This is a genomic window from Streptomyces sp. NPDC090108, from assembly GCF_044747185.1.
Classification (GTDB): Bacteria; Actinomycetota; Actinomycetes; order Streptomycetales; family Streptomycetaceae; genus Streptomyces.
The window spans coordinates 781285-807860 of record NZ_JBIVDQ010000002.1 but is presented as its reverse complement, the minus strand read 5'-3'; the positions used below and the strand labels follow the sequence as shown (position 1 = coordinate 807860).

At 73.2% G+C, this 26576-nt stretch carries 23 protein-coding genes; 13 read left to right on the top strand and 10 right to left on the bottom strand.

What is annotated here, in order from left to right; all coding sequences use genetic code 11:
- Positions 1–206: 206 nt before the first annotated feature.
- Positions 207–1175, bottom strand: coding sequence for an aldo/keto reductase (locus tag ACIPRD_RS08655; protein WP_401561294.1), 969 nt, complete (start codon positions 1173–1175; stop codon positions 207–209).
- Between the two features lie 250 nt (positions 1176–1425).
- Here ACIPRD_RS08655 and ACIPRD_RS08650 point away from each other — a divergent pair, with 250 nt between their 5' ends.
- The gene (locus ACIPRD_RS08650) at positions 1426–2277 is read left to right on the top strand and encodes an endo alpha-1,4 polygalactosaminidase (protein WP_401561291.1); all 852 of its coding nucleotides are present in this window, start codon (positions 1426–1428) and stop codon (positions 2275–2277) included.
- A 155-nt stretch (positions 2278–2432) separates the two neighbouring features.
- Positions 2433–4427, top strand: coding sequence for a glycosyltransferase family 2 protein (locus ACIPRD_RS08645; protein WP_401561289.1), 1995 nt, complete (start codon positions 2433–2435; stop codon positions 4425–4427).
- 18 nt (positions 4428–4445) lie between these two features.
- Here ACIPRD_RS08645 and ACIPRD_RS08640 read toward each other — a convergent pair whose 3' ends face one another.
- The 3 genes from ACIPRD_RS08640 to ACIPRD_RS08630 form a co-directional block, all read right to left on the bottom strand.
- A complete protein-coding gene (locus ACIPRD_RS08640) occupies positions 4446–4976 on the bottom strand; it encodes a flavoprotein (RefSeq protein ID WP_401561286.1) in 531 nt (176 codons plus the stop codon).
- 63 nt (positions 4977–5039) lie between these two features.
- Positions 5040–5234 carry a ferredoxin gene (locus ACIPRD_RS08635; RefSeq protein WP_356409008.1) on the bottom strand — a complete coding sequence of 65 codons (195 nt, stop codon included), beginning with the start codon at positions 5232–5234 and terminating at the stop codon, positions 5040–5042.
- Between the two features lie 12 nt (positions 5235–5246).
- Positions 5247–6476, bottom strand: a complete 1230-nt coding sequence (locus ACIPRD_RS08630) for a cytochrome P450 (protein ID WP_356409011.1) — start codon at positions 6474–6476, stop codon at positions 5247–5249.
- Between the two features lie 657 nt (positions 6477–7133).
- Between ACIPRD_RS08630 and ACIPRD_RS08625 the strand changes: the two genes are divergently transcribed.
- Positions 7134–7583 (top strand): nitroreductase family deazaflavin-dependent oxidoreductase, encoded by a 450-nt coding sequence (locus ACIPRD_RS08625; RefSeq protein ID WP_356409014.1) that lies wholly within the window; start codon positions 7134–7136, stop codon positions 7581–7583.
- A 159-nt stretch (positions 7584–7742) separates the two neighbouring features.
- Here ACIPRD_RS08625 and ACIPRD_RS08620 read toward each other — a convergent pair whose 3' ends face one another.
- Both ACIPRD_RS08620 and ACIPRD_RS08615 read right to left on the bottom strand, forming a co-directional pair.
- Complete coding sequence (locus ACIPRD_RS08620; protein WP_401561282.1) at positions 7743–8606, bottom strand: hypothetical protein; 864 nt, start codon at positions 8604–8606, stop codon at positions 7743–7745.
- A 143-nt stretch (positions 8607–8749) separates the two neighbouring features.
- A complete protein-coding gene (locus tag ACIPRD_RS08615; RefSeq protein WP_356409020.1) occupies positions 8750–9718 on the bottom strand; it encodes a helix-turn-helix domain-containing protein in 969 nt (322 codons plus the stop codon).
- Between the two features lie 71 nt (positions 9719–9789).
- On the opposite strand from ACIPRD_RS08615, the gene ACIPRD_RS08610 reads away from it, so the two are divergent.
- From ACIPRD_RS08610 to ACIPRD_RS08590, 5 genes are all read left to right on the top strand, one after another.
- Positions 9790–10740, top strand: a complete 951-nt coding sequence (locus ACIPRD_RS08610) for an NADP-dependent oxidoreductase (RefSeq protein WP_401561280.1) — start codon at positions 9790–9792, stop codon at positions 10738–10740.
- A 236-nt stretch (positions 10741–10976) separates the two neighbouring features.
- Positions 10977–11357 carry an anti-sigma factor antagonist gene (locus ACIPRD_RS08605; RefSeq protein WP_356409026.1) on the top strand — a complete coding sequence of 127 codons (381 nt, stop codon included), beginning with the start codon at positions 10977–10979 and terminating at the stop codon, positions 11355–11357.
- Positions 11358–11516: 159 nt separating this feature from the next.
- Positions 11517–12179, top strand: coding sequence for a DUF4230 domain-containing protein (locus ACIPRD_RS08600; RefSeq protein WP_356409029.1), 663 nt, complete (start codon positions 11517–11519; stop codon positions 12177–12179).
- 342 nt (positions 12180–12521) lie between these two features.
- Positions 12522–13049: a VanZ family protein gene (locus ACIPRD_RS08595; RefSeq protein WP_401561278.1), complete on the top strand. Its 528-nt coding sequence runs from the start codon at positions 12522–12524 to the stop codon at positions 13047–13049.
- Between the two features lie 91 nt (positions 13050–13140).
- Entirely contained in the window at positions 13141–14382 is a 1242-nt protein-coding gene (locus ACIPRD_RS08590) for a ricin-type beta-trefoil lectin domain protein (protein ID WP_356409034.1), read from the top strand.
- Positions 14383–14417: 35 nt separating this feature from the next.
- Here the strand turns inward: ACIPRD_RS08590 and ACIPRD_RS08585 are convergent, their stop codons facing one another.
- On the bottom strand, positions 14418–14663 hold the full coding sequence (locus ACIPRD_RS08585) for a hypothetical protein (RefSeq protein WP_356409037.1): 246 nt from the start codon (positions 14661–14663) through the stop codon (positions 14418–14420).
- Positions 14664–14926: 263 nt separating this feature from the next.
- Between ACIPRD_RS08585 and ACIPRD_RS08580 the strand changes: the two genes are divergently transcribed.
- Positions 14927–15967 (top strand): PHP domain-containing protein, encoded by a 1041-nt coding sequence (locus ACIPRD_RS08580; protein WP_401561274.1) that lies wholly within the window; start codon positions 14927–14929, stop codon positions 15965–15967.
- Positions 15968–16265: 298 nt separating this feature from the next.
- Here the strand turns inward: ACIPRD_RS08580 and ACIPRD_RS08575 are convergent, their stop codons facing one another.
- Both ACIPRD_RS08575 and ACIPRD_RS08570 read right to left on the bottom strand, forming a co-directional pair.
- Positions 16266–17555, bottom strand: a complete 1290-nt coding sequence (locus ACIPRD_RS08575) for an ROK family protein (protein ID WP_401561272.1) — start codon at positions 17553–17555, stop codon at positions 16266–16268.
- A 280-nt stretch (positions 17556–17835) separates the two neighbouring features.
- A complete protein-coding gene (locus ACIPRD_RS08570; protein ID WP_401561269.1) occupies positions 17836–21030 on the bottom strand; it encodes a cytochrome P450 in 3195 nt (1064 codons plus the stop codon).
- Positions 21031–21277: 247 nt separating this feature from the next.
- On the opposite strand from ACIPRD_RS08570, the gene ACIPRD_RS08565 reads away from it, so the two are divergent.
- The 4 genes from ACIPRD_RS08565 to ACIPRD_RS08550 all read left to right on the top strand — a co-directional run bounded on the left by ACIPRD_RS08565 (position 21278) and on the right by ACIPRD_RS08550 (position 25612).
- Entirely contained in the window at positions 21278–21916 is a 639-nt protein-coding gene (locus ACIPRD_RS08565; protein ID WP_356409263.1) for a LuxR C-terminal-related transcriptional regulator, read from the top strand.
- 261 nt (positions 21917–22177) lie between these two features.
- A complete protein-coding gene (locus tag ACIPRD_RS08560) occupies positions 22178–22672 on the top strand; it encodes an FBP domain-containing protein (protein ID WP_401561267.1) in 495 nt (164 codons plus the stop codon).
- A gap of 118 nt (positions 22673–22790) precedes the next feature.
- Positions 22791–24044 carry an FUSC family protein gene (locus tag ACIPRD_RS08555; protein WP_356409050.1) on the top strand — a complete coding sequence of 418 codons (1254 nt, stop codon included), beginning with the start codon at positions 22791–22793 and terminating at the stop codon, positions 24042–24044.
- A gap of 185 nt (positions 24045–24229) precedes the next feature.
- Positions 24230–25612, top strand: a complete 1383-nt coding sequence (locus ACIPRD_RS08550; RefSeq protein WP_401561902.1) for a lactonase family protein — start codon at positions 24230–24232, stop codon at positions 25610–25612.
- Positions 25613–25809: 197 nt separating this feature from the next.
- Here ACIPRD_RS08550 and ACIPRD_RS08545 read toward each other — a convergent pair whose 3' ends face one another.
- Entirely contained in the window at positions 25810–26535 is a 726-nt protein-coding gene (locus tag ACIPRD_RS08545; RefSeq protein WP_401561899.1) for a DUF2470 domain-containing protein, read from the bottom strand.
- Positions 26536–26576 lie beyond the last annotated feature (41 nt).

Sequence of the window (26576 nt, the reverse complement as noted above, 5' to 3'; positions counted from 1 at the left end):
CCGTTCCCCCCAATCCCCCTTTCCCCACGGGGAAAACCCTCTTTTGACTCGGGCTCCAAACCCCCTGCGGCGGCCACTGCGGCCGGGTGCGTGGGGGGGCGCGCCCCCCGCCCCCCGCACCCCACCGCATCGAACCGCACCCCGCCATCACCGCATCGCCCCCGGCCGGCACCGGACCGGCCGGGCGGCGGGGACGCGCGTGGTCGTCAGTGGCCGCTGATGGCGCGCGGGGTGTAGGGCCGCTCCAGTTCCTCGATCTCCTTGTCGCTCAGCTCCAGTTCCACGGCCGCCACCGCGTCCTCGATGTGCCCCGGCGTGGCCGCGCCGACGATCGGCGCGGCCACGGTGTCCCGGTGCAGCAGCCAGGCGAGGGCGACCTGGGCGCGCGTGACGCCCCGGTCGTCCGCGATGCGGGTGACGGCCTCGACGATCGACCGGTCGCCCTCCAGGTAGAGACGGCTGCCGAAGTCGTCGCGGGAACTGCGGCCGGTGACGGTGCCCCAGTCGCGGGTGAGCCGGCCCCGGGCCAGCGGGCTCCACGGCAGCACGCCCACGCCCTGGTCGGCGCAGAGGGGCAGCATCTCCCGCTCCTCCTCGCGGTAGAGCAGGTTGTAGTGGTTCTGCATCGACACGAACGTCGTCCAGCCGTGCAGCCGCGCGGTGTACTGGGCCTTGGAGAACTCCCAGGCGTACATCGAACTCGCCCCGATGTAGCGGACCTTGCCGGCCTTCACCAGGTCGTGCAGCGCCTCCATCGTCTCCTCGACGGGGGTGGCGTGGTCGTAGCGGTGGATCTGGTAGAGGTCGACGTAGTCCGTGCCGAGGCGGCGCAGACTGTGGTCGATCTCGGACATGACGGCCTTGCGGGAGAGTCCGCCGCCGTTGGCGCCGGGCCGCGTGCGGCCGTGCACCTTGGTGGCGAGCACGATCTCGTCGCGGTCGGCGAAATCGCGCAGTGCCCTGCCGACGATCTCCTCGCTGGTGCCGTCGGAGTACACGTTGGCGGTGTCGAAGAAGTTGATGCCCGCTTCCAGCGCCTGCCGGATGAGCGGCCGGGACGCGTCCTCGTCGAGCGTCCACTCGTGGACACCGCGGTCGGGCAGGCCGTAGGTCATGCAGCCCAGGCAGATCCGCGAGACGTCCATGCCCGTCGAACCGAGCTTCACGTACTGCATCGTTGCCGCTCCTGTCTTGTCTGACGGTCAGTCATGTCCGAGCGTATGCCCCGCTCCGGTGCCGACTTGACGCCGATGACGGCGGACCGATTGGATTTCACGCAGGTGTCGCGCCGCACGGCCGGGCACCCAGAGGTGCGCCCAGCCGGTGCCGGACCGTCGCGGAAGAACGGTCCCAGTCCGGCCCCAGTCGCCAGGACGGCCCGCGCCGGTCCGAGGCGGGGCCGTACCCGCGAACCATGGAGCGGACGTGCCCTTCAAGGGTGTTCCCCGCGGCGGAGGTCCCGGGACGACCGCCGGCGCCGTACTGCTCGGCCTCGCCCTCGCGGCGGCCTCACTGACCGGCTGCACGACGGGCGACGGCGCGCGGCCCGGGTCCGCGAAGCCGTCCGCGGTGCGTCTGCCGCCGCGGCACGCCGGCTTCGACTACCAGATCGGCGGCGGCTACCCGCCGCCGTCCGGAGTGCGGATCGTCAGCCGCGACCGGTCCGACTCCCCCGCCCCGGGCCTGTACAACATCTGCTACGTCAACGCCTTCCAGGCCCAGCCGCAGGAGCGCTCCTCCTGGGACGCCGGACTGCTGCTGCGCGACGCGCACGGGCGGGTCGTCGTCGACGAGGACTGGAACGAGGCCCTGCTGGACCTGCGCACCCCCGCGAGGCGCGAGCGGATCGCGCGGCGGGTCCAGGGCTGGATCGACGGCTGCGCGGACAAGGGCTTCGATGCCGTGGAGCCCGACAACTACGACAGCTACACCCGCTCCCACGGCCTGCTCACCGCGGCCGACGCGACCGCGTTCATGCGGCTGCTCTCCCGGCACGCTCACGCCCGGCACCTGGCCGTCGCCCAGAAGAACACCGCCGAGCTGGCCGGGCAACGGGCGCGCACGGGGCTGGACTTCGCGGTGGCCGAGGAGTGCGGGCAGTACGACGAGTGCGACGTCTACGCCGAGGCCTTCGACGACCGCGTGGTGGACATCGAGTACACCGCGGCAGGCCTGCGCAAGGCCGTCGCCCGCTGGGGCGCCCGGCTGAGCATCGTCCGCCGCGATGTGAACGTCTCCCGGCCGGGCGGTAAGGGATATGTCCGGCAGGTGGGATGACCATCTCACCTCAGCGCTCGGACCGCTCCCGCACACAGGTGATACATGGTATGTTCACAAAACTTTGAAGGTTTGCCCCAGGCACACGAAGCCTCCATGTGAGACATCCGAACACTCCATGGAATGGGGTCGTCCGGTATTTGGAGCGCATGATCATGCCTGGCCCCACTGTGTCCGTGATTATCGCCGCCTACAACGCGATGCCTTATCTGACGCATTGCATCGCCTCCGTGGCGGACCAGACCATCGGCCAGGACCGGCTCGAGGTCATCGTCGTCGACGACGGCTCCACCGATGGCACCGCGGCCGAGCTGGACCGCCTGGCCGGCCTTCACCCGGATCTGCTGCGCGTCTTCCACCAGGCCAACTCCGGTGGCCCGTCCGCACCCCGGAACGCCGGACTGGACCACGCCCAGGGCGAGTTCGTCTTCTTCCTGGACGCCGACGACCACCTCGGCCCCGAGGCCCTGGAACGCATGGTCCGGATGGCCGAGGAGAACGAGACCGACGTCGTCCTGGGCAAGATGGTGGGCGTCGGCGGCCGCGGCGCGCCCACGTCCATGTTCAAGCGCAACCAGCCGCGCACGGACGTCTTCTCGTCCCGCGTCTACTGGACGCTCAACCCGATGAAGCTGTTCCGCCGCTCCCTGATCGAGCGTCTCCAGCTGCGCTTCCCGACGGACCTGGCCATCGGCGAGGACCAGCTCTTCGTCGGCGCGGCCTACCTGAACGCCTCCGGCATCTCCGTGGTCGCCGACTACGACTGCCTGTTCTGGGTCCGGCGCGAGGACGAGGGCAACATCACCCAGCGGCTGAAGGGGTCGGAGCGCCGGCTGCGGTTCCTGCCGCGCATGGTCGACCTGATCCTGGACAACGTGCCGCCCGGCCCCGGCCGCGACCACCTGGCCCACCGCCACCTCACGGTCGAGATGCAGCACATCCTCAACCACCTCTCCTACGAGCCCCGCGAGAGCCAGGAGAAGACGCTCGACCGGCTCGCCGAGGTCGTCGAGCCGCTCTGGCACGACGAACTGGACGGGCAGCTGTCGGCCATGGCGCGGCTCCGGCTGCACCTGGTGCGCAACCGCATGCTCGACGAGGTGCTGGGGCTGATCGAGTTCGAGCGGGAACTCTCCCGGACCAAGAAGGCGACCCCGCTGCTCATCGACGGCGGCCGCGCGTACGCCCGTTACCCCTATCTGCGCGACGAGTCCAGCGCCGTTCCCGACTCCTGCTACGACGTGACCTCCCAGCTCGGCATCCGGCACCAGGTCACCCGGGCCGAACTCACCGGCACCGAGGTGCACCTGGCCGGTCACGCCTATCTCCACCGCGTGGAGACCCAGGACGTCGGCACCGAGCTGGTCCTGCGCGAGCGCGACAGCAAAACCGAGTACCGCCTGCTCGTCACCCACACCGCCACGCCCGGGCTCGGGGAGGCCGAGGACGACGGTCGCTTCGTCTACGACCTCGCCGGCTTCGAGGCCGTCGTCGACATCTCCACCGCGGCCGGCGGCGCTCCGCTCGGCGACGGACTCTGGGACATCTCCCTCGCCGTCGGCGCCCAGGGCGTGACCAGGGAGGTCCGGATCGGCAGCAAGCGGACCGGTGACGTCTCCGGCGAACCCACGACGCGCGTCGTGGGCTCCGGCCAGGACCTGCGTGCCGTCACCCTCTACGCCACCAAGCCCCACGGCAACTTCACGGTCGACCTCGGCGAGAAGAAGCACCGGGTGGCGCCGAAGCTCAGCCTCGGCAAGAACGTCCGCTGGGCCGCCGACGCGCCCACCGAGCTGGAGCTCACCGGGCGCTGCACGCTGGCCGGGTTCCCGGCGGCCGAGCTCGGGATCACGCTGTCCGACGGTCGCGGCGGCACCCGCGCGTACCCCGTGCACGGCACGCCGGACCAGGACGGGCGCTTCACCCTGCGCGTCCCGGTCACCGACCTGCCCGCCGGTGTGTGGACGGCGGAGCTGCGCCTCGGCCCCTGGCGCTGCGCCCTGCCGTCGCTCTCCGGCCTCCCGGCCGTGAAGTGGCGCCGCCTCGGGCTGCCCTGGTACGCGAAGCCGGCCCCCGCCAAGGACGGCAAGGCCGCCCTCCAGGTGGCGCGGACCGACCTCGTCAAGGCGCTCGCCAAGCGTCTCGGCTGAGCGTCCGGCGGAACGCCTTCAGGACTCCAGGAGTTCGAGCGCCCGCTCCCAGGGAAACCGGGGGCGGGCGCTGTCGTCCCCGGACGGTCCGGGGTACGGATCGCCGAGGCGGACGCCCATGCCGCGCAGCCGGGTGAGGCTGTCGCGGTAGGCGGGATGAGCCGCCAGCGCGCCGCTCACGCACGGCAGCGCCGCGACCGGCACGCCCAGCCCGGGAGCCTCGCACAGGGTGGCGAGGGCCAGGGTGTCCGCCGTGCCGGCCGCCCACTTGTTGATCGTGTTGAAGGTGGCCGGCGCCACGGCCACGGCGTCCGGCGGCGGGAACGGGCGGGGGTCGCCCGGTGTGCGCCAGGCGGACCGGATCGGGCGTCCGGTCTGCGCCTCGACGGCGGCGGCGTCGAAGAAGCCGCCCATCGCCACGGGGGTGGCGATGACGCCGACCTCCCAGTTCCGCCGCTGGGCGGCCGTGATCAGGGCGCCGACGCCGTCGGCGATGCCGGCCGCGCAGACGACGACGTACAGGAAAGGGTTCCCGGCGTGTTCGGTCATCCGGGAACCCTACTGACGGCCTGCCCGTGGGCCCGCTCCGGTTGTCGCGGGCCCACGGATCCCTCAGCCGTCCGTGACGGTGATCGCCCCCACCGGACAGGCGCGGGCCGCCTCCTTCAGCAGAACCTCGCCGGCGCCGTCCTCCCGTCCCGGGATCACCGCGCTGTAGCCGTCCTCGTCCTGGGTGAACACTGCGGGCGCGGTGAGCGCGCACTGGCCGGCGCCGATACAGCGCCCGGTGTCGATGTCGATGTGCATGGCCACAGCCTCTTACCAGGTCACGGGGAGTTCCAGCATCCCCTGGATCGTGTCGCCGGGTTTGAACGGGATCTCCTGCGGCGGGGCGGCCAGCCGCAGGTCCGGCAACCGGGTGAACAGGCTCCCGAGCGCGATCTCCAGCTCCGTCCGTGCCAGGTTCTGCCCGAGGCACTGGTGGATGCCGAAGCCGAAGGCGACGTGATGGCGGGCGGGGCGGTGCCAGTCCAGGTCGTCGGGATCCTCGTACACGGACGCGTCACGGTTGATCACCGAGGTCGCGAAGAGCACACCCTCGCCCGCCCGGATCGTGGCTCCGGCGACCTCGATGTCCTCCAGGGCGACGCGCAGCAGCCCGTCGGCGATCGACAGCATGCGCATCAGCTCCTCGACCGCGTCGGGCAGCAGCGCCGGGGCGGCGCGCAGCTCGGCCAGCCGCTCGGGGTGCTGGAGGAGGGTGAAGGTGCCGAGGGAGATCATGTTGGCGGTCGTCTCATGGCCCGCCACCAGCAGGATGACGGCGAGCGAGACCGCTTCCTGGCGCGTGACGCTGCCGTCGCGCAGCTGGTTGTGCGCGAGTTCGTCCAGGACGCCCTCACCCGGCTCGCTCGCGGCGGCCTTCTCGTCGATGAGCCGGCCGAGGTAGCCCTCCAGCCGCCCGCGCGCGTCCAGGATGTCGGCCACGTCCGGGCCGCGCAGCAGCTTGCGGGACTGCGCCTCGAAGAACTCGTGGTCGGCGTACGGCACGCCCAGCAGGTGGCAGATGACCATGGAGGGCACCGGCAGCGCGAAGGCGGAGACAAGGTCGGCCGGCGGGCCCTTCTCGATCATGGCGTCCAGCAGGGTGTCCACGGTCTGCTGGATGCGCGGGCGCATCTCGGTGGCCCGCCGGAGCGTGAACGAGGGAACCATGATCCGGCGCTGCGCGCGGTGCTCGGGGTCGTCGACGCCGAGCAGCGCCACCCGGCGGTCGCGGACGGCCGCGAAGCGGGCCGTGGGGGCGGGGAAGTCCGGCCGGGTCCGGTCGGTGGAGAGGCGGGAGTCGGCGAGCAGGGAGCGGGCGATGGCGTGCCCGGTCACCAGCCACGCCTCCCGGCCGTCGAAGAGGGTGACGCGGGACAGGGCGCGTCCGTCGCGCACCGGGTCGTAGCCGGTGGGCGGGTGGTAGGGACAGGTGCGGTCCTGGGGAAAGGCGACGGGTTCGGCCGGGGTCGCCGGTCCGGTGGTGTCCGTCAGTTCCGTCATGGATAGACCTCGCAGACGAAGAAGTGCGTCGTGCCGATCTTCATTAGATGCCCGGGGCATCTAGGCGACGACGACAAGTTCGGCCAGATCGGTGATCCCGGCGGTCTGGCCGAAGATCGCGGGAGCAGGCACGTGTACGGGCCACGATCCGGTGCGGTCACCGGATCCGGATCCGCGTCCCGCCCGTGGTCCGCGCCCGGTGCGCGGCTCCGTCGTCCGGCGCCCCTGGAACCCTTCCCCTGGGGCGCCGCGCTTCCTTCCCTTGAGGTGTCCCGTGTGCGGTGGCCGGCCGGGCGGCAGGCGGTCTCCCGGTCCGGCGTGGCCGGAACGGCCACGTGGGCGCGGCCGGTTCCGGATCCTGGGGGTGTGTGTCTCGGCCCTTCCAGTATCACTCGCACCACGCGTGCGGGTGATCTGCTACCGGGCGGCGGTTCCCGGGGCCGGGAACGGCCGCCGGGGGCCTGGGCGCGGCTTCCCGGGCCCTGGACACGGCGGCCGGCACGATCACCCGTATGGCCGAGACGGCTCGCGGTACGGATGATTGCCGTGGCCTCCGGTGTTGAGCAGGCCGCGGGAGCCCTCCGGGGAACCGGTCGGCTCCCGGCCAGTACGTTGTGAACGCTGTAACCGCTGTTACCGACTGAGGGGACGGATCCCATGCCTCTTGAGGGCGAGTACGAGCCCAGCCCGACGGACTGGGTGCGCGAGCAGGTCGAGCAGTACGAGAGCTCGGGCGGTACGAAGGGGACGACGCTGCTGGACACCGGGCTCCCGGTGATCCTGCTGACCACGCGTGGTGCGCAGAGCGGCAAGCTCCGCAAGACGCCGCTGATGCGGGTCGAGCACGACGGCACCTACGCGGCGGTCGCCTCGCTCGGCGGTGCGCCCAAGCACCCCGTCTGGTACTTCAACGTCAAGGCGGACCCGCACGTCGAGCTCCAGGACGGCCCCGTCAAGCACGACTACCGGGCCCGTGAGGTCACCGGCCAGGAGAAGGCCGACTGGTGGGACCGGGCCGTGGCCGCCTTCCCGCCCTACGCCGAGTACCAGGAGAAGACCGACCGCGAGATCCCGGTGTTCGTGCTGGAGCCCGTGGACGCGGGCTGACCGCGACGGGATTCCGGCCGGGAAACGGCTCGTTCGGGAAAATCCTGGTTCCCGACGTATGAACCGCCGGCCGGGCGGGCACCCGTGCTTCAGGCCCCGCCGCGCTCCCCCGTCGCGGCGGGGCCCTCTCGTGCCCGGGCCGGCGGCCGCCGGTGACCGTCAGTGGCAGCCGGTCCCGTCCTTCACGGACGGCCACGCCTCCACTCCGCGGGAGGTGCGGATGTAGGCCGTCGCCCGGTCGCCGGTCAGCCACAGGCGCAGGCCCTCGCGGTGGTAGCCGGTGTCCCGGGCTCCGGCCGGCATCGGGACGTCCGGGCGGTAGGGCTCCTCCAGCAGGCCGTCGCCGCGAAGGACGCCGCCGGGGTCGCGGGCGTACTCGTGCCCGTCGACATCGAGGATGCGGGCCGACTGCCAGCCGCAGTGCTCCGCGCCGGAGGAACTGGAGAGCCTGCTCACCGGCACCCGCTTCCCGGCCCGGTCCTTCCAGACCTCCCAGCCGAGCTCAGCCGCGTCACGGGCGGGCAGTTCGGCGGGGTCGCAGGCGGCGTCGGTCTCCGGTCCCCACCCCGGCCTGTCCTTCTGGTCCTCGGCCACCACGACGGCCACCTTGGTACGGCCGCCGACGTCGAAGGAGTACAGCACCCGGCCGGCGGCCCGGAGCTCCACCCGGTAGCCGTGGTCCGGCAGCGACGGCTCGTACATGTCGAAGAAGAGCCGCAGCCCTTCCTCGGGCGAGCCTCCCCCGTCCGAGTCGTTCCATCCGTCGGGCCCGCCGCCCTCGAAGATCTGCCCGTCGCACTCCAGCGCCCGCCCGGCCGCGCCGGAGGCCAGACGCAGGGCCGCGGCGCCGCGGCCGTCCGTCTCCCTGGCCGGAACGTCCAGCGGGCCGCTGTACGGTACGGCCGGAGCCGTGCCCTCGACCACCAGCGGTGCTCCGGATCCGCCGTCGCACCCGGCCGTCGTCGCCGCCGTCATGGCCGCCGTGACCGCCAGTGCCGCTGTTCCCGCCCACGTTCTTCGCATCCCCGCCCCTTGCCGCTCGGCCGTGCTCCCCTGTGACCCCGGTCCGCCGCGCCGGCCTGCGGTCGCGGCGTCCCGGTGCCCCTCCGACGCGGCCGGGTGCCGAAACGTTCCAGGGCTGTCCGCGGGACTGCGCTCCAGGGCCGTCAGCGGGACTCGTGGAAGGTCCGCCGGTAGGCCTGCGGGGAGACCCCGATCGAGGCGTGCAGGTGCTGGCGCAGGGAGGCTCCGGTGGCGAAACCGACCTCGGCGGCGATGCGGTCCACGGACAGGTCGCTGGACTCCAGCAGGTGCCGGGCGCGGACCAGGCGCTGCTGGACGATCCAGCGGCCGGGGCTGAGGCCGACCTCGTCGCCGAAGCGGCGGGCGAAGGTGCGCAGGCTCATCCGGGCGTGTCCGGCGAGGTCGGTCAGGGTGAGCGGTTCGTCCAGGCGCTCCAGGGCCCAGGCTCGGGTGGCCGCCGTGCTCGCGGCGCCGCTCTCCGGCACGGGCTGTTCGATGTACTGGGCCTGGCCGCCGTCCCTGAAGGGCGGGACCACGCAGCGGCGGGCGACGGTGTTGGCCAGCTCGCCGCCGTGGTCGGTGCGGATGAGGTGGAGGCAGATGTCGACGCCGGAGGCGGCGCCCGCGGAGGTGAGGATCCGGCCGTCGTCCACGAAGAGGACGTCCGGGTCGAGGTCCACCTGGGGGTAGCGGCGCCGGAACACCTCGGCCACCTGCCAGTGCGTGGTGGCCCGGCGGCCGTCCAGGAGGCCGGCGGCGGCCAGGACGAACGCGGCGGTGCAGATGGAGACGATCCGCGCGTCCGGGCGGATGCGGGCCAGGGCGGCGGTCAGTTCCGCGGACAGTTCCGCGGGGATGAACTCGGGCGGCATCGAGGTGACGACGACCGTGTCGGCGGTCTCCAGGATCTCGGGTCCGTGCCGTACGTCGATGCCGAAGTCGGAGTTGGTGCGCACCGGACGGCCGTCGACCGTGCAGGTCAGCACCTCGTAGCGGCCGTCGGCGGCGCCGAGGATACGACTGGGGATGCCCAGCTCGAAGGGGTAGACGCCGTCGAGTGCGAGGACGACCACGCGCTCGGGCGCCGGTGTCTCCAGGGGTGTGCCACACATGGCACGATCTTATCGAAGGTTGGCAATTCTGCCATTTCCCGGAGGAGCGGTTCCCGGCAGGCTGGGTGACCATGAGCAATGTGAACACCATGCGCGCCATCAGCCAGGACGTCCTCGGAGGCCCCGAGGTCCTGAAGGAAGTGGAGATCGAGCGGCCCGTGCCGCGTCCCAACGAGGTACTGGTCCGGGTACGGGCCGCCGGGGTCAACCCCACCGACTGGAAGCACCGGGCCACCGGCGGCTTCCTGGGCGAGCCGCCGTTCGTCCTCGGCTGGGACGTGTCCGGGGAGGTGGTGGAGACGGGGATCGGCGTCGCCGCCTTCGAGCCGGGCGACGAGGTCTTCGGCATGCTGCCCTACCCCTTCGGCCACGGCTCGCACGCCGAGTACGTGATCGCCCCGGTGCGCGCCCTGACCCACAAGCCGGAGTCCCTCGACCACGTCCAGGCGGGCGCGCTGCCGCTGGTCTCCCTGACCGCCTGGCAGGCGCTGACCGAGCAGGCGGCGCTGCGGCCCGGCCAGCGGGTCCTGATCCACGCCGCGGCCGGCGGGGTCGGGCACGTGGCGGTGCAGATCGCCAAGTCGCTCGGCGCGTACGTGATCGGCACGGCGAGCGAGGGCAAGCACGACTTCCTGCGGGAGCTCGGCGCCGACGAGGTGATCGACTACCGCTCCACCGACTTCACCGAGGCCGTGAGCGACGTCGACGTCGTCCTGGACACCCTCGGCGGCGACACGTCCGTGCGGTCGCTGAGCGTGCTGCGGCCGGGCGGGGTCGTGGTGTCGATCCTGCCGGTCGGCTCGCCCGAGTTCTTCGAGGAGGCCGAGCGGCTCGGCGTGCGGGCGGTGCGGATGCTGGTCGACGCCGACCGGTCCGGGATGCGCGAGATCGCCGGGCTGGCCGAGTCGGGCAAGCTCCGGGCGACGATCGCGGCCACCTTCCCGCTGGCCGAGGCCGCGAAGGCGCACGAGCTGGGCGACACCGGCCGTACGACGGGCAAGCTGGTGCTGCTGGCCGACTGATCCGCCGGTCTCGCCGGCCCAGGGCGGGCCCGGACGCGTCCGCGCGTCCGGGCCCGCCCGCGTACGCCGGTGGTCCGGCCGGGGCGCGGGGCGCTCCGGGACAGGCTCGATTTCACCGGACCACTCGCGTCAAACTCGATGACATATGTCAACCGAACATGCTCAAATTCTTTCTGCAGAAGGTGACTTGGCGAGCGAGAAGCTGCCTCCGGGCGCGGGTGGGAGGTGATGCCGTCGTGCGACAGGAGCCCTTCCCGTTCACCCGGCATCTGCGCGTGCACGAGGACCGTGGCCACACGGTGGTGGAGCTGCTGGGCGAGATCGACATCGCGTCCGCGGCGGAGATCCTCCCCCTGCTGGACCGGATCACCGGCCGGCCGGGCGCCCGCGTCGTGCTCGACCTGCGCCCCGTCGAGTTCTTCGACTGCTCGGGGTTACGCCTGATCCACCGGGCCCACACCCGGCTCCGCGCGGGCGGCGGCCGGCTGCACCTGGTGTGCACCCATCCGCTGACGCTGCGGATCCTCCGGGTCACCGGGGTGAGCCGGCTGCTGCCCCCGCACCCGACGCCGGACGAGATTCTCGGACGGTCCGGGAGCACACCCGGCGCGGTCTGACCGCGCTCCGGTGCGACCGCGCTCCCCGAACCCGCCGAACCGGTCGATTCCGGAAGCCGGCCGGGCCCGCGCGTACGTCATCGAGTGCCATTCGGTCAACTCATGCGTCTGGCCGGGCGTTCGGTGGGAATGCGGAGGGCAGGAAGGAGGACCGCCGACATGACGACTTCCGTCAGACGCCCGCTGCGGCGCATGCCCGGCTGGGCCAAGGCCGTGGCCGCCCTCGTGCTGGTGCTCGTGGTGCTGTTCGCCGGCATCCGGCTCGCGGTACTGCCGGGCATCAAGGACCTGTTCGGGACCGAGTCCCACGACCGTTCGGGTCCCGCACTCCTCAAGTCCATCCAGGACATGAGCCGTTACGACGCCGCCTCGGGCAACTTCCAGGTCGTGGTGGACCTGGAGAAGGACGCCAAGTACCTGCCCGACGCGATCCGCGGCACCCGGACGCTGTACGTCGGCGCCGGCACCGTGGACGCCTACGTCGACCTCGGACAGCTCGGCGACAAGGACGTCACGGTCGACGGCGACCGTACGACGGCCACCCTGCGGCTGCCGCACGCCCGGCTCGGCAAGCCGGCCCTCGACCCCGACCGCTCCTACGCCGTCTCCAAGCAGCGCGGCCTGCTCGACCGCATCGGCGACCTGTTCTCGGACAACCCCAACGGCGAGCAGGCGGTGCAGAAACTCGCCGTGAAACACATCGGCGAGGCCGCGCACGACAGCGAGCTGACCGCACGGGCCGAGACCAACACCACCGGGATGCTCCAGGGGCTGCTGCGCTCCCTCGGCTTCAAGGAGGTGCGCGTCACCTACGGCTCCTGAGCGGCGCGCGGACCTCGCCGGGCCGGGGCACCGCGGCCGCCCCGGCGCCGCCGCCCCGCTCGGGCGGAACGGCGCGAGAAGAGTGGTGCGAGAAGAGCGGCGCGAGAGGCGGCGGGACCCGGCATCGTCGGCCGCACTCCGGGTAACCGGCTTATGTCACAGGGACGTTGAGAACTGGAGGATCGAATGAGCCGTACCGCCCTGCGCCTGCCCGCGGTCTTGCGCCCCCCGCGGAGGCGGGGAGGTCCCGGGGGGCCGAAGACGGGGGACGAGCGGCGCGCCCCCGCCGAGCGGCGCCCCGCCTCCGAGGGGCGCGGCTCGCGTCTTCGGAGCCGGTTCACCATGAAGCGCCGCTCCGCGGAGGCGCCCAGGACCGCCGAGGAGCGTCCGGTCCCCGAACGGCGCCCGCTCCCCCTCCCGCTGCGCCTGCTGGCGATGCTGCTCGCCTTCGTGTGCATGGTGGCGTTCGCCGTCGTGCTGGCCCGGCTCACCCTGCGGCCCTCGCCCGCGTCGGTGGCCCTGACGCACAGCAACCTGCATCCCGGCAGCTCCCTCAAGGCCTACTTCGACCACGGGCAGTTCCGCGACACGGTGAAGCAGATCGGCGGGAACATCGTCCTCGGCATCCCCTTCGGCGTGCTCGTGCCGGTGCTCGCGCCGCGTGCGCGCGGGATGCTGCAGGTCCTGGCGCTCACCGGGCTGGTGATGCTGATGGTGGAGCTGACCCAGGGCGCCCTGATCACCGGACGGGCCTTCGACATCGACGACGTCATCCTCAACACCAGCGGGGCGCTGATCGGCTGGCTGGTCCTGGGACGGCGGCTCGGGAGGGCGGTGCACGCGCGGGTGCGCAGGCCGGCCACGGACTGACCGCCGGAGTCAGGTCTGTACCAAGGTATTGACGCCCCATATCTCACTCCTTAAAACAAGAGGCATCACACCCCCACGTGAACGGAGAGTCATGGCCTCCCCACGCCTGCTCCGCAGATGCCTCTTCGCGGCCCTGTCCGCGGCCCTGGCCGGTTCGGCCGCCGTGGTCCCCGCGCACGCACGGAGCGCGGACCCGGCGGCTCCGGCCGCCGCGGCGGTGACGACGTTCTCCGACACCTTCGACGGGGCGGCGGGCTCGGCCGTCGACTCCTCGAAGTGGACGCTGGAGACCGGCGACAACGTCAACAACCACGAGCGGCAGTACTACACCTCGGGCACCCGCAACGCCGCCCTGGACGGCCAGGGCCATCTGGTGATCACCGCCCGCAAGGAGAACCCCTCCAACTACCAGTGCTGGTACGGCACATGCCAGTACACCTCGGCCCGGATGAACACCTCGGGGAAGTTCAACGCGCAGTACGGTCACGTCGAGGCCCGGATGAAGATCCCGCGCGGGCAGGGCATGTGGCCCGCCTTCTGGATGCTCGGCACGCCGGTGAACTGGCCGGACTCCGGTGAGATCGACGTGATGGAGAACGTCGGCTTCGAGCCCTCGTCCGTGCACGGCACCATCCACGGCCCCGGCTACTCCGGCTCGGGCGGCATAGGCGCCGGCTACACCCTGCCCGGCGGCCAGGCGTTCGCGGACGCCTTCCACACCTTCGCCGTCGACTGGGCGCCCGACTCGATCACCTGGTCGGTCGACGGCAACGTCTACCAGCGGCGCACCCCGGCCGACCTGGGCGGGAAGACCTGGGTGTTCAACAAGCCGTTCTTCCTGATCCTGAACCTCGCCGTCGGCGGCTACTGGCCCGGCGACCCGGACGGCTCGACGCAGTTCCCCCAGCAGCTCGTGGTGGACTCCGTCTCGGTCACGACGAGCGACAGCGCGGCCGGAGTGGCCGTGCGGGGCCTGGCGGGCAAGTGCGTGGACGTGGCGGCCGCGAACCCGGCCAACGGCACCCCGGTCCAGCTCTACGACTGCAACGGCACCGCGGCGCAGCAGTGGACGGCCGGCTCGGACGGCACCCTCCGCGCGCTCGGCAAGTGTCTCGACGTGAAGGACAACGGCACCGCGGACGGCTCGGTCACCCAGCTGTGGGACTGCACGGGCGGCCCCAACCAGAAGTGGGCGGTCTCGGCGGCGCACGACATCGTCAATCCGCAGGCGAACAGGTGTCTGGACGTGACCGGGAACAACTCGGCCAACGGCACCCGTCTGCAGATCTGGACGTGCACCGGGGGCGCCAACCAGAAGTGGACGCTCGGCTGAGCCGTCCCGGGGTCAGCGCGGTCCCCGGGTGAGGCTCAGCGCATCTTCCAGGTGAACTTGCCGCCGCCGACCCAGCAGACCACGTTGGGATCGTCCAGGTCGTGGACGACGATGCCGTGGGCGGCGGCGGCGAGCAGCACGTCGGTGATGGACGAGACCTCGCCGACGACCTGACCGTCGATCTCCATGATCCGGAACGGCGGCTCCCCCGGCTTGCCCGGGCACACCCCGAGCACCGTGATGCGTGGGCGCGAGAGGAATGGGGCTGATTGTTCGGTCATGGAATAGAGCCTAGAACGCGACAGCCGGGGACGACTCGTCCGCGCCAGCCGTCCGGGCGGCGGGCCGGTCGAATGCCCCGCCTCGCCGCCCGGCACCACGCCGTTCCGCCGCCCACCCGTGCCGCCCGGCCCACGCCGTCGCCCCCGTTCCCGCCCGCACCGTCGCACCGGTTCCCGGCCGCAGCACCGCGCCCGTGCCGTCGTCGTGCGGCCGGGGCGGCTCTGCGGAACCCTGGAGGTCCGTACGGGTGCCGGAGGTGACCATGGATCCCGTCGCGGCCCTGGACCGGATCGCCTTCCTGCTGGAGCGGTCCCTGGCGCCCACCTACCGGGTACGGGCCTTCCGCACCGCCTCCCGGGTGCTCTCGTCGCTCCCCGCGGGCGAGATCTCCGCGCGGACCCGGGACGGGACGCTGGAGTCCCTCAAGGGGGTCGGCCCGAAGACCGCGCTGGTGGTGCGGGAGGCCCTGGACGGCGAGGTGCCCGGCTATCTGCGGAACCTGGAGGAGGAGGCAGGGGCGCCGCTCCCCGTCGAGGGCGGCGAGGAGCTGCTCGCGCTGCAGCGGGGGGACTGCCACACGCATTCGGACTGGTCGGACGGCGGCAGCCCGGTCGAGGAGATGGGGTGGGCGGCCGCGCGGCTCGGACACGAGTGGACGGTCCTGACCGACCACTCCCCCCGGCTGACCGTGGCCCGCGGCCTGTCCCCCGACCGGCTGCGCGAGCAGCTGGACCTGGTGGCGCTGCTGAACACGCGCTGGGCGCCGTTCCGGCTGCTCACCGGCATCGAGTGCGACATCCTGGACGACGGCTCGCTGGACCAGGAGCCGGAGCTGCTGGAGCGGCTGGACGTCGTGGTGGTGTCGGTGCACTCCAAGCTGCGGATGGACGCGCGCGCGATGACCCGACGCCTGGTGGCCGCCGTGAGCGATCCGCACGCGGACGTCCTCGGCCACTGCACGGGCCGCCTGGTCACGGGCCGCGGCCGGCCGGAGTCGGAGTTCGACCCGGGAGAGGTGTTCGCCGCCTGCGCCGAGGCCGGCACGGCCGTGGAGATCAACAGCCGCCCCGAGCGGCTGGACCCGCCCAGGCGGCTGCTGCGCGAGGCCGTCGCGGCCGGCACGCTGTTCGCCGTGGACACCGACGCGCACGCCCCCGGCCAGCTGGACTGGCAGGCCTACGGCTGCGCCCGCGCCGAGGAGTGCGGGGTGCCCGCCGAACGGGTGGTGACCACCTGGACGGCGGAGGAACTGCTCGCCTGGACCCGGCAGGGCCGGGCGCCGGCCCGTGCGGCGCTCCCCTGAGCAGAGGGTGCCCACGGGTGCCTCCGAAAATCTCCGGAACCGGCGCCCGGGGGTGACCCGGATCACGGCATGTGTCCGGAACAGCACACGCCGGTCGTCCGTTGAACCGGACGTGGGTGCGGATGGGACAGTGTCCCCGGGCCTCACCTCATGCCCGCAGGGACGATCGTCCGGCTGAAGCCCTGTGGAGCGTCCCGCCGCGAGGCGACCGCCATGCGCACCCACCGTCGGACCGCCCCGGTCGTGATTCCCCCGTCACGGCCGGGGCTTCCTCATGTCACCCGGGAGCCCGTCGCACTCAGCGCGGCGTCCGCTCCTCCAGGGCCGTACGCCAGGCCGGGAGCCGGTCCTCGGCGGCCGGCTCGGCACGCCGGCCGCCCCGGGCGAAGAAGTCGGCGAGGGGCAGGATCGCCGCGCCGACGGTGACCGCGTCGGGTCCGAGCCGGCCGAGATCGATGGTGACCTTGTCGGCCGGGTGGCGCAGCGCGTACGTCGTCGCGTGCCGGCGTACGGCGGGCAGGAAACGGGTGCCGAGCTGGAGCCCGGCCCAGCCGCCGATGAGGATCCGCTCGGGCTGGAAGAGGTTGATCAGGTCGGACAGGCCCGCGCCCAGGTACTCGGCGGTCTCCTCCAGCACCGCGAGCGCGACCGGGTCGGGGGCCGTGCCGTCGGCCGGGTAGGCGGCCGCCAGCATCGCGGTGAGGGCGCTCTCCTCGTCGGTGCCCTCGGGCGGGCGTCCGCCCTCCTCGCGCCAGCGGGCCGGCAGCGACTCGGCGCCCGCGTACGCCTCCAGGCAGCCGGGCGCCCCGCAGCGGCAGCGGCGCCCCCGGACCCGGACCGTCAGATGCCCCCACTCGACGGCGCGTCCGTGTTCCACCTCGGGGGTGACCAGGCAGGCGCCGACGCCGGAGCCGAGGAGGACGACGACGGCGCTGCGGGCCCCGCGGCCGGCGCCGAACCACATCTCGGCCTGTCCCAGGGTCTTGGCGCCGTTGTCGATGAAGTAGGGCACGGTGTCGGGGAGGGGGGAGGCGGACCTGAGCATCCGCTCCAGCGGAACGGCGTCCCAGCCGATGGTCTGCCCGTGCACGACGGCACCGCGGTCGGGAGTGTGCTCGACGATGCCGGGGACGCCGACGCCGACGCCGAGCAGCCTCTCCGGCACGGCGGCCTCGGCCGCGAGGACCTCGGCGACGCCTTCGCGGATGTGCCCGGCGATGACCTCGGGGTCGTAGCCGTGCGGGGTCAGGGGGCGTTCGGCGCGGGCGAGTTCGGTGAGGGCCAGGTCGAACAGCTCGATGCGGACGCGGGTCTCGCCGACGTCGACACCGATCATCTGGCCGCTGTCCGGGGACACGCGCAGCAGGGTGCGGGGGCGGCCGCCGTCGGAGTCGACGCTGCCCGCCTCCTCGACGAGGCCGTCGGCGACGAGGTCCGCGACGACGTTGCTGACGGAGCCCGAGCTGAGTCCGGTGACCGGGCCGAGTTCGAAACGGCTGAGGGGGCCGTCGAAGTACAGCCGTTGCAGCACGGCCGACCGGTTGCCCCGCCTCAGGTCGCGCACCGTGCGCCCGTTCCGCCCCGCCACGTGTCCCCCTCCGAAACCCATCCCGACCTGCAACATACCTCCCGGGACGGACCGGGGGCGACTCGACGGCCCCTCTTATCTCACGCTGTGAGCTATGTGTGGGGCGGCCGGTGCGGTGGTGCGCGGGCGCGCGCCGCGCCCGCGCGGGGCGAACGGGGCGGGCCGCGGACGCGGACGGGCCGGGCCGGGCGCACGCCTTCCTCGGTGCGCGCCCCGCCCGGCCCCGCCGGTCGGGTCCGGCCCGCCTGCCTGCTGGTCGGCCGGTGAGCCGGCCCACCGGTCAGCCCGCGGCGTACACGTCCTCGACGTAACGCCCGTCCGCCACCAGCGTGTCGAGCCACTCCCCGGCCGACGCCGCGCCGGCGCCGGGGGTGCGGTCCTGGTACAGGGTGCGGAACGCCTCGCGCACGCCGGGCGCCATCCGCGAGCCGTCACCGCAGATGTAGACCCGCGCCCCGGCGGTCAGCAGCTCCCAGACCTCGTCGGCCTCGGCCGCGATGCGGTGCTGGACGAACCTCATCCCGTCCTCGGGCTGTTCGCTGAACGCGGGGCGCATCGACACGGCCCCGGCGTCCTCGGCGGCGCGCAGCTCATCGGCGTGCAGATAGTCGGCGTCCGGCGCGTCGCAGCCGAAGTAGCAGAGGGCGGGGGCGAGTTCGGCGCCCTCGGTCACGGCCGCCGTACGGTCGGCGATGGCGCCGCGGAAGGGCGCGAGCCCGGTACCGGCACCGATCATGATGACCGGCTCCGCGGACGCGGTGTCGATCCGGAACACCTCGCGGCAGGGCTGGACGCGGGCGAGCACGGTGTCGCCGGCCTTGAGGGCGTTCAGGTGGCCGGAACCGGTCCCCCGGTACACGCCGTTGCCCGAACGCGCGGGCGCCTCCAGCAGGGAGACCATCAGCTCCACGTGCCGGGAGTCGTTCGCGGGCGACGAGGAGACCGAGTAGATGCGCGGGCGGATCGGGGTGAACAGGCCGAGGAGGGCCGCCCAGTCGAGGGCGCCGCGCAGGGCCGGGTTGTCCTCGACGACCTCGACGAGGGTGCGCGGGTCGTCGTCGGAGAGGGCGGCGAGCGCGATCTTCTCCGGCGGGCACGGGTTGGCCTCGGCGAGGGCGGCCCGCTGGTGGGCGGTGGGGCGTTCGTTCAGCTCTACGTGGCGCGTGAACAACTGCCGTGCGGTCAGCGGGCGGTCGACGGCGAGGCCGTCGCGGCGCGGACGGGCGGAGCGGATGTCGAGGACGGTGTCCAGGTCGACACCGAACGCGGCGGCGGCGCGCTCGACGAGCGCGGGGTCGTTCTCGGGCAGCACCGTGAAGTGGTCGGCGGTGCGGTAGGTGACGCCGTCCGGCAGCGCGACGCGCAGGAGCCGCTTGACGCGCGGGTAGCCGTCGGCCGTGAGGTCGCGGGCCTCGGTGACCGTCATGGGGACGAGTCCGTGGCGCTCGGCGAGGGCGTCCAGGGGACCGCCGGTGAGCACGCGGACCTCGTAGCCGTCGGCCGGTCCGGCCGGGACGGCGGTCGTGGCGTCCGGGTCGCCGTACTGCTGGAGCAGGGCCGTGCGCATCCGGGCGGTGAACTCGCGGACGGTGCCGTTGAGATCGCCGGAGGCGTCGGCGGCGGCGCGCTCGGTCAGGCGGGTGGCGCCGAGTTCGGCGAGGCGGGCGTCGACGCGGGTGGGCACGTGCTGGTAGGTGGCGGCCCAGTTGCGGTCGCCGACGCCGAGGACGGCGTAGGTCACGCCGCTCAGGTCCGGGCTGCCGTCGAGCCAGGCGTGGAAGGCGGTGGCGTCGTCGGTGGGGCGGCCGTTGTAGGAGGCGGCCGTGATGATCACCGGGCGGTCGGTGGGCAGGCCGCCGGCGAAGTCGTCCAGGGACGCCACCTGGGTGGCGCAGCCGAGGTCGGCGGCCTCGTCGGCGAGCAGCGCGGCGAACTCGCGGCAGGTGCCGTAGTTGCTGCCGTGCAGGAGCAGGGCGCCGGTGCCCGGCAGGACACGGGAGGGGAGGGACGCGTCGTCCCGCGCGCCCTCCTCGGTGACGGCGGCCGCGCCCGGCAGCGGGGCGTGCACGCGGTCGGCCGGGGTGCGCGGGGTGAGCGTCAGCGTGAAGCCCTCGGGCTTGAGGGTGAGCGTCTCCTTCACGGTCAGCTCGTAGTCGGCGTGGTCGTGCAGCCGGAACCGGTGGACGATCATCGCGAGCAGCATGGTCGCCTCGTGGAGGGCGAACTGCCGTCCGATGCAGGCGCGTTCACCGGTGCCGAACGGCTTGAAGGCGTGCACCGGCCGGGCCGACTCGGCCTCGGCGGTGAACCGGGAGGGGTCGAACAGCTCGGGGTTGTCGCCCCACATCGGCTCGCGGTGCAGCATCGAGGTGAGCACGGTGACCGGCTGTCCGGCCTTGAGCGGGATGCGGCCGCCGAGGAGGGTGTCCTCCAGGGCACGCCGGGTGAAGGCGGGGGCGGTCGGCCACAGCCGCAGCGCCTCGTTGAGGACCTGGCGGGTGTACGTCAGCCTGCCGACCTCGTCGTACGTCGGCTCGGGGTCGGGGGTGTCGCCCCACAGCGCGTCGGCCTCGCGCTGGACCAGCTGGAGGGCGGCGGGGTTCTTGGCCAGGTAGTACAGCGCGAAGGACATCGCGCTGGAGGTGGTCTCGTGGCCCGCGATCAGGAAGGTGATGACCTGGTTGCGGATGTTCTCGGTGTCGAGGGTGGTGCCGTCCTCGGGGTGCTCGGCGGTGAGCATGAGGCCGAGCAGGTCCTCGGCGGCGCTCTGGTCGGTGCCGGTGCGGGAGGCGATGACCTCGTCGACGACCCGGGCGAGGTAGTCGGCGTCCTCGCGGAAGGCCTGGTCGGCGTCCGAGTAGTCCTTGCCGGGAACGCGGGCCAGCCGGTTCATGCTCCACTCGAGGCAGCGGACCATCGACTCCACGAACGGGTGGGGCTCGTCGCGGTCGAAGGAGCCGAAGTCGAAGTCGAATCCGGCCAGTCCGATGGTGTCGAGGGTCATCCGGGTCATGTCGTCGGGGATGTCGACGGCACGGTCGTCCCGCGCGGCGCGGTCCCAGGCGGCGAGGAGCCGCTGGGTCACCTTGAGCATGACCGGGTGGTAGGTGCGCATCGAGCCGAGCGCGAAGGCGGGCATCAGGATGTCGTGCGCCTTGGCCCAGTTGGGCTCGTCGTTGTACGCGGTGAACAGGCCGTCGGCGGCGAACTCGCGCACGTTCTCCAGGGCGGGCGAGATGTGCTTGGCGAAGCGGTCCTCGTCGGCCAGGTCCGCGACCATGTCGGCGTCGGAGACGAACAGGGTGTCCCAGCCGTGCAGGCGGCGCACGATCACCGGCCCGTGGGCGCGCATCAGTTCCATGATCTGCTGGACCGGAGTGCGGCCCGGACCGATGGCGGAGATGTCGATGAGGGGGATGACGACCGGACCCGGTCGGTCCCCGGCGGCCTCGGGGCGCGGTGCGGTGGGGGGCATGGCTCGGCAACTGCCTTTCGCGGTAAGGAGGTACTGCGCTCCAGACTGGTCGACCTGCGGAGCGGCCCCGTGCCGTCGCACTACATGTTCGCGCAGTGGGAGTTCGGCGCGGGCTCTTGCGCGGGGCCGTCCCGTCGTACTCACCGCCAGGCCGTGAAGTTGCCGCTGACCTGGATCTTCGTCTTGGATGAGCCGGGATGGACAGGGAAGTGGGAGCGGCCCGGGACACCGGGAGGCTCGGGTGAGGATGGAGCCGGCCGACGGCGTGGTGTGGCGCAACCGCGCCCTGTTGCTCTTCGACAGGGTGCCGATGCCGATCGCCCTGTGCGACGTGTACGGCCTGGTGGTGCTGGCCAATCTGACGATGGCCGCGGAGTTCGGGACGACGCCGGGGCGGCTGCGCGAGCGGCAGGTGCTGGACCTGTTCCGGCCGCAGGAGGCGGTCCAGGTGGAGCGGATAGCCGAGGCGCTGCGGATGCGGCGCCGCTCCCGCTACCAGGTGTCGGTTTCCTGGAGTCCGCCCACGGGGCCGGACCGGTACGGGGAACTGACCGCGGATCCGGTGAGCGACACCGGCGGCGAGACACCGGCTCTGCTGGTGATGCTGCACGTGCGGGGCGAGTGCGCCGCGCCCGGCGAGCCGGAGCCCGCGCCGGTCACCCCAGCCGAGGGCAGGATCCTCGCCCTGCTGGCCGCGGGCGCCACGACCGACCGCGCCGCCCGCGAACTCGGCCTCAGCCGCGACGGCGTCACCTACCACCTGCGCCGCCTGTCGGCCCGCTGGAACGCCGCCAACCGCACGGAACTGGTCGCCCGCGCCTACGCCCTGGGCGTCCTCGCACCGGGGGTGTGGCCCCCGGAGAGCAGGATCCCGGAGACGGAGTGACGGGGGCTCACCCGCTCCGGGTCCGGGGTACGAGGGGTGCGACGAGGCGGGCACGAGGGGTGCGGCGAGGCGGGCACGAGGGGTGCGACGAGGCGGGCACGAGGGGTGCGACGAGGTGGGCACGGAGTTGCGGCGAGGCGCCGTCCAAAACCATTGGCCCACCCTCTCCCGCCTAAGTAAGCTCACCATTGACCTAGGACCCCTAGCTTTTCGGTTCCGCCCCGGACCGACGGCGGCGGGCCTCTCCCGGAAGGACTCCTCATGAAGCCGCTCACCGAGCAGGACATCCGCGATTCGTTCGTCAACTGTTCCAAGGGCGAGGCCAAGCGGCTGGCGGTGCCGCGCGATCTCGGCGAACGCCCCTGGGACGACCTCGACTTCCTCGGCTGGCGGGATCCGGGCGCCCCCGACCGCAGCTATCTCGTCACCGAGCGGGAGGGCCGCCCCGTCGGCGTCACCCTGCGCTTCCCCGCCTCGCAGCGCGGGTTCCTGCACCGCAGCATGTGCTCGGTGTGCCTGACGACCCATCCCGGTGGCGGGGTGTCCCTGATGACGGCACGCAAGGCGGGGCCCGCCGGCCGCGAGGGCAACTCGGTCGGCATCTACATGTGCACCGACCTGGCGTGCTCCCTCTATGTGCGCGGCAAGAAGCTGCTGGAGTCGGGCACCCGCTTCGAGGAGAGCCTGACCGTGGACGAGCAGATCGCCCGCACGACCGGCAACCTGGCCGCCTTCGTCGACAAGCTGTACGTCTGACGGGCCGTCCCGGCGGGCGGCCCGGACGGGGACCGTCACCCCGTTCTGCGGGGTCCGCCCGGATTCGGCCTCGATCGGCCTCGTTCGGCCGGGGCGTGGAGCGGGAACAGGCCAAGGGATGCCAGACGTACAGAAGTGGACGGAGAGGCTGCGGCACCTGCTGGAGCGCAGCGGGGAGCCTGTGGTCGTACAGACGCTGCGGTCGGCCGCCGCGGCGACGGTCGCCTACGTCATCGCGCTGCGCCTCAGTCCGGAACCGGCCCCGCTCACCGCGCCCCTGACCGCCCTGCTGGTCGTCCAGGTGACCTTCTACGCCACGCTCACCAACGGGGTCCGCAGAGTGGGCTCGGTGGTGGCCGGCGTGCTGGTCGCCATCGCCTTCAGTCTGCTGGTGGGGCTCACCTGGTGGAGTCTGGCGCTGCTGATCGTGGCCGCGCTGACCGTGGGTCACCTGGTCCGGGTCGACGAGTACGTGGCCGAGGTCGCGATCAGCGCCATGCTGGTGCTCGGCGTGACCACCGTGGGATTCACGGCCTGGGCGCGGATCGTGGAGACGCTGATCGGCGCGATCGTCGGGATGGCCTGCAATCTGCTGCTGCCACCGCCGGTCTGGGTGGACGAGGCCGGCCGGTCGATCGAGGACCTGGCGCGCCGGCTGCGGCAGTTCATGCTGCGGATGGGTGAGGAGGCCGCCGAGCGTGTCCCCTGGCAGCTCGCGGCCGAACGGCTGCACGAGGCGCGCAAACTGGACCACGACATCATCCAGGTGGACGCGGCGCTGCGGCAGGCCGAGGACAGCCTGCGGCTCAATCCCCGGGTCAGGGAGGGCCTGCTGCACCGGGTGGTGCTGCGCACCGGCCTGGACACCCTGGAGATCTGCACGGTGGTCCTGCGGGTGCTCGCCCGTACGTTCACGGACCTGGCGAAGGCACGCGGCCCGGAGCGGCTGTTCCCGGCGGAGGCCGGGGCCGTCGTGGAGCAGTTGCTGTCCGAGATCGCGGACGCGGTGGTCAGCTTCGCGGTGCTGGTGACCACGCACCTCGTCGAGAACGCCGAGTCCGCCGAGGCCCGGCTCACCGCCGAGCTGCACACCGCCGCCGGCACCCGCGACCGGCTGGCCGAACTCCTCAGGGAGGAGATCCACCGGAACGGGGAGCACTGGCAGCTGCTGGGCGCGGTGCTGACCGAGGTGGACCGGATCATCGACGAACTCGACACCGAGCATCGCACCAGCCGCCTGCTGGAGGAGCTGGACCGGGTCTCCCGCGGCCAGCGCGCCAAGCTGCCCTGGCTCCAGCGGCTGCGCGAACGCATCGGGGTCCAGGACGAATCCGGTCGGGAGGGCTCCGGGTTCGACGAGCGGTCCCCCTAGGGGGCGGCTTGGTATCGGTACGGCCGCGCGGGTCGGGACCGGGGTGTCGGGGCGTGCGCGTCAGGGTCCCCCGACAGGGGGCCCGTTGCGTTCCGCGCAACGCCGCCGGGCGTTTTTGCGTTCCGCCCCGGGTGCACGCCAGGGTGGCAGTCCTGACCGAGGCAACCGACGACCTGGGGTACGGCATGGACGAGGCACGGCCGGAGCGACGGGGCGGACCTGACCGGTCGCCGGGCGGAGGCTGGAGCAGACGCCGGTTCGCGGGTGCGGTGGCGGGCCTGGCGGCCGTCGCGACCGTGCCGGCACCGGCGTACCCGCCGGCCGGCACGGCCCGTCCGGCGGGCGGCGCGGGCACACCCGGGCCCGGTGCGGCCGACCCGCCGGGCGGTGCGGGCGTGCCGCCGTCCGGTGGCGCGCGGTCCTCCGCCCGGCTGCCCCGCTCCCCCGGCCGGCCGCGCCCCCTCCTCCTCGGCACCTACACCTCCGCCGACGGCGGCGGCGCGGGCGTCGGCCGGGCGTCGTACGACCCCGTGACCGGACGGATCAGCGCGGTGGGCACGCTCGCCCGGCTCGCCGACCCCTCCTACCTCGTGCGGCACCCGGACGGCCGCACGCTGTACGCGGTCGACGAGCGCGACGACGGGGAGGTGACCGCCGTACGCCTCGCCGACGGACGGATCCTGGGCGGCCGGAGCACCGGCGGGGCGGCCCCGTGCCATCTGTCGGTGCATCCCGGCGGGCGCTGGCTGCTGAGCGCGAACTACGGGTCGGGCAGCGTCGCCGTGCACCCCATCGACACCTCGGGCGCGCTGGGCGAGCGCACCGCCCTCGTCACGCACACCGCCCCGGCACCGGGCCCCGGCCGGCGGGGTCCGCACGCGCACCAGATCCTCACCGGCCCGGACGGCGGTCACGTCCTCGCGGTCGACCTGGGCACCGACACGGTGTACACGTACCGCCTCGACACGGCGAAGGGCGCCCTCACCGAAGTGGGCCAGGCGCACACCCGGCCCGGGGCGGGGCCGCGCCACCTCACCTTCCACCCGAACGGCCGGTACGCCTACCTGGCCAACGAGGTCGACGACACGGTCGCGGTGTGCGCCTACGACGCCACGACCGGCCGTCTGACGATCGGCGCCCCTCAGTCCACCGGCTCGGACACGGCCCCGGGGTCGACGGCCGGGTCGGGGTCGGGATCAGGGTCGGGGGCGAGGTCGGGGTCGGGGTCGGGGTCGGGGTCGGGGTCGGGGTCGGGTACCAACTATCCGGCGCAGTTCGCGGTGACGGCGGACGGCGCGTACGCCTTCCTGGCCAACCGCGGTCACGACAGCGTCGCGCGGTACGCCGTCGAGGCGGGCGGGGCGCGGCTGCGGCTCCTCGGCACGGTGGCGGTGGCCGGCGACTTCCCGCGGCAGCTCGCCCTCTCCCCGGACGGACGGCTGCTGTTCACGGCGAACCAGCGGTCGAGCTCGGTCAGCGTCTTCCATGTGCACGCGGCGACCGGCGGACTGCGCCTGGCCGGGGAGCCGTTCGCGGCACCCGTCGCCGTCTGCGCGCTGCCGCTGTGAGGGGTGCGGCCGCCCCGGTGCAGCCGGACGCGTGTCCCGGTGCCGCCACTCGCGCGCCCGGGTTCACCGCGCACACCCTGAGGACGCCGTAGCCACCCCAGGTGCGCCGCGGCCGCCCGGGTGAACCACGCGGATCCGGCGGGCCGTTCACCCCGGCCGCCCCGCCCCTGACGTCCGCCCCGCCCCTGACGTCCGCCTCAGCCCTCGCCGTCCGCGCGCTGCCACTGCAGTGCCCGGGGGCAGGACGCGGCGCTCGCCTGGGTGAGCAGGGCGTGCATGCGCTCGGTGAGCTGGGTGACGTCGTCGGCGGGCGCGTGGAACGGCAGGCGTACGTCGCCGTGGGCGCGGGTGCGTTCGATGCGCAGGGTGAGACCGTGGCGGTCCACCGCGAGGGGGACCACGCGGGTCGCGGCGTGCAGGCTCTCGGGCCGCACCAGCCGGGTGAGCCGCTCCACGGCGTCGGGGTGGGCGCCCGCGAGATGGGTGAGCAGGTGGGCCTCGGCGCCGGCGAGCGGGTCGGGCCGGGCGGCGGCGAACTCGTCGAGGTCGACGAGCACGGCGCCGGAACTCCGGCGCAGCACCACGCGGGTGGGCCTGAAGTGCAGCGGACCGTCGCCCGGGGTGAACCACCCGGCCATCGAGAGCCGGGCGCGGATGCGGCTGCGCACGGGCACGGGGGCCGCGTCGGCGAACTCCAGCACGGCCGACGGCTCCCCGCGCGGTGCGCAGAGCGCGGCGGCGTGCAGCGCGCTGTCCTGCGGCACCTCCAGCAGCACCCCGCCGTCCTCCGTCACGGTGAGCGCGCCGGCGAAGTCCTCCCGGGCGCCGGCGGCGGACACCCCGCACGACCACGCGGCGGCGAGCACCGACCGCGCCTGCTCCGCCGCACCGGGTCCGGCCGCCCAGTCCCGCGTGTCACCCATCCCGTCACCCATCCCGCACTCTCCTTAGGTAAGCCTTGCCT

Bases quoted from the DNA above. Each gene is read 5' to 3' on its own strand.
- ACIPRD_RS08655 (WP_401561294.1), bottom strand. From the start codon at position 1,175: ATGCAGTACGTGAAGCTCGGTTCGACGGGCATGGACGTCTCGCGGATC.
- ACIPRD_RS08645 (WP_401561289.1), top strand. From the start codon at position 2,433: ATGCCTGGCCCCACTGTGTCCGTGATTATCGCCGCCTACAACGCGATG.
- ACIPRD_RS08640 (WP_401561286.1), bottom strand. From the start codon at position 4,976: ATGACCGAACACGCCGGGAACCCTTTCCTGTACGTCGTCGTCTGCGCG.
- ACIPRD_RS08635 (WP_356409008.1), bottom strand. From the start codon at position 5,234: ATGCACATCGACATCGACACCGGGCGCTGTATCGGCGCCGGCCAGTGC.
- ACIPRD_RS08630 (WP_356409011.1), bottom strand. From the start codon at position 6,476: ATGACGGAACTGACGGACACCACCGGACCGGCGACCCCGGCCGAACCC.
- ACIPRD_RS08625 (WP_356409014.1), top strand. From the start codon at position 7,134: ATGCCTCTTGAGGGCGAGTACGAGCCCAGCCCGACGGACTGGGTGCGC.
- ACIPRD_RS08620 (WP_401561282.1), bottom strand. From the start codon at position 8,606: ATGCGAAGAACGTGGGCGGGAACAGCGGCACTGGCGGTCACGGCGGCC.
- ACIPRD_RS08615 (WP_356409020.1), bottom strand. From the start codon at position 9,718: ATGTGTGGCACACCCCTGGAGACACCGGCGCCCGAGCGCGTGGTCGTC.
- ACIPRD_RS08610 (WP_401561280.1), top strand. From the start codon at position 9,790: ATGAGCAATGTGAACACCATGCGCGCCATCAGCCAGGACGTCCTCGGA.
- ACIPRD_RS08600 (WP_356409029.1), top strand. From the start codon at position 11,517: ATGACGACTTCCGTCAGACGCCCGCTGCGGCGCATGCCCGGCTGGGCC.
- ACIPRD_RS08595 (WP_401561278.1), top strand. From the start codon at position 12,522: ATGAAGCGCCGCTCCGCGGAGGCGCCCAGGACCGCCGAGGAGCGTCCG.
- ACIPRD_RS08590 (WP_356409034.1), top strand. From the start codon at position 13,141: ATGGCCTCCCCACGCCTGCTCCGCAGATGCCTCTTCGCGGCCCTGTCC.
- ACIPRD_RS08585 (WP_356409037.1), bottom strand. From the start codon at position 14,663: ATGACCGAACAATCAGCCCCATTCCTCTCGCGCCCACGCATCACGGTG.
- ACIPRD_RS08580 (WP_401561274.1), top strand. From the start codon at position 14,927: ATGGATCCCGTCGCGGCCCTGGACCGGATCGCCTTCCTGCTGGAGCGG.
- ACIPRD_RS08570 (WP_401561269.1), bottom strand. From the start codon at position 21,030: ATGCCCCCCACCGCACCGCGCCCCGAGGCCGCCGGGGACCGACCGGGT.
- ACIPRD_RS08565 (WP_356409263.1), top strand. From the start codon at position 21,278: ATGGAGCCGGCCGACGGCGTGGTGTGGCGCAACCGCGCCCTGTTGCTC.
- ACIPRD_RS08560 (WP_401561267.1), top strand. From the start codon at position 22,178: ATGAAGCCGCTCACCGAGCAGGACATCCGCGATTCGTTCGTCAACTGT.
- ACIPRD_RS08555 (WP_356409050.1), top strand. From the start codon at position 22,791: ATGCCAGACGTACAGAAGTGGACGGAGAGGCTGCGGCACCTGCTGGAG.
- ACIPRD_RS08550 (WP_401561902.1), top strand. From the start codon at position 24,230: ATGGACGAGGCACGGCCGGAGCGACGGGGCGGACCTGACCGGTCGCCG.
- ACIPRD_RS08545 (WP_401561899.1), bottom strand. From the start codon at position 26,535: ATGGGTGACACGCGGGACTGGGCGGCCGGACCCGGTGCGGCGGAGCAG.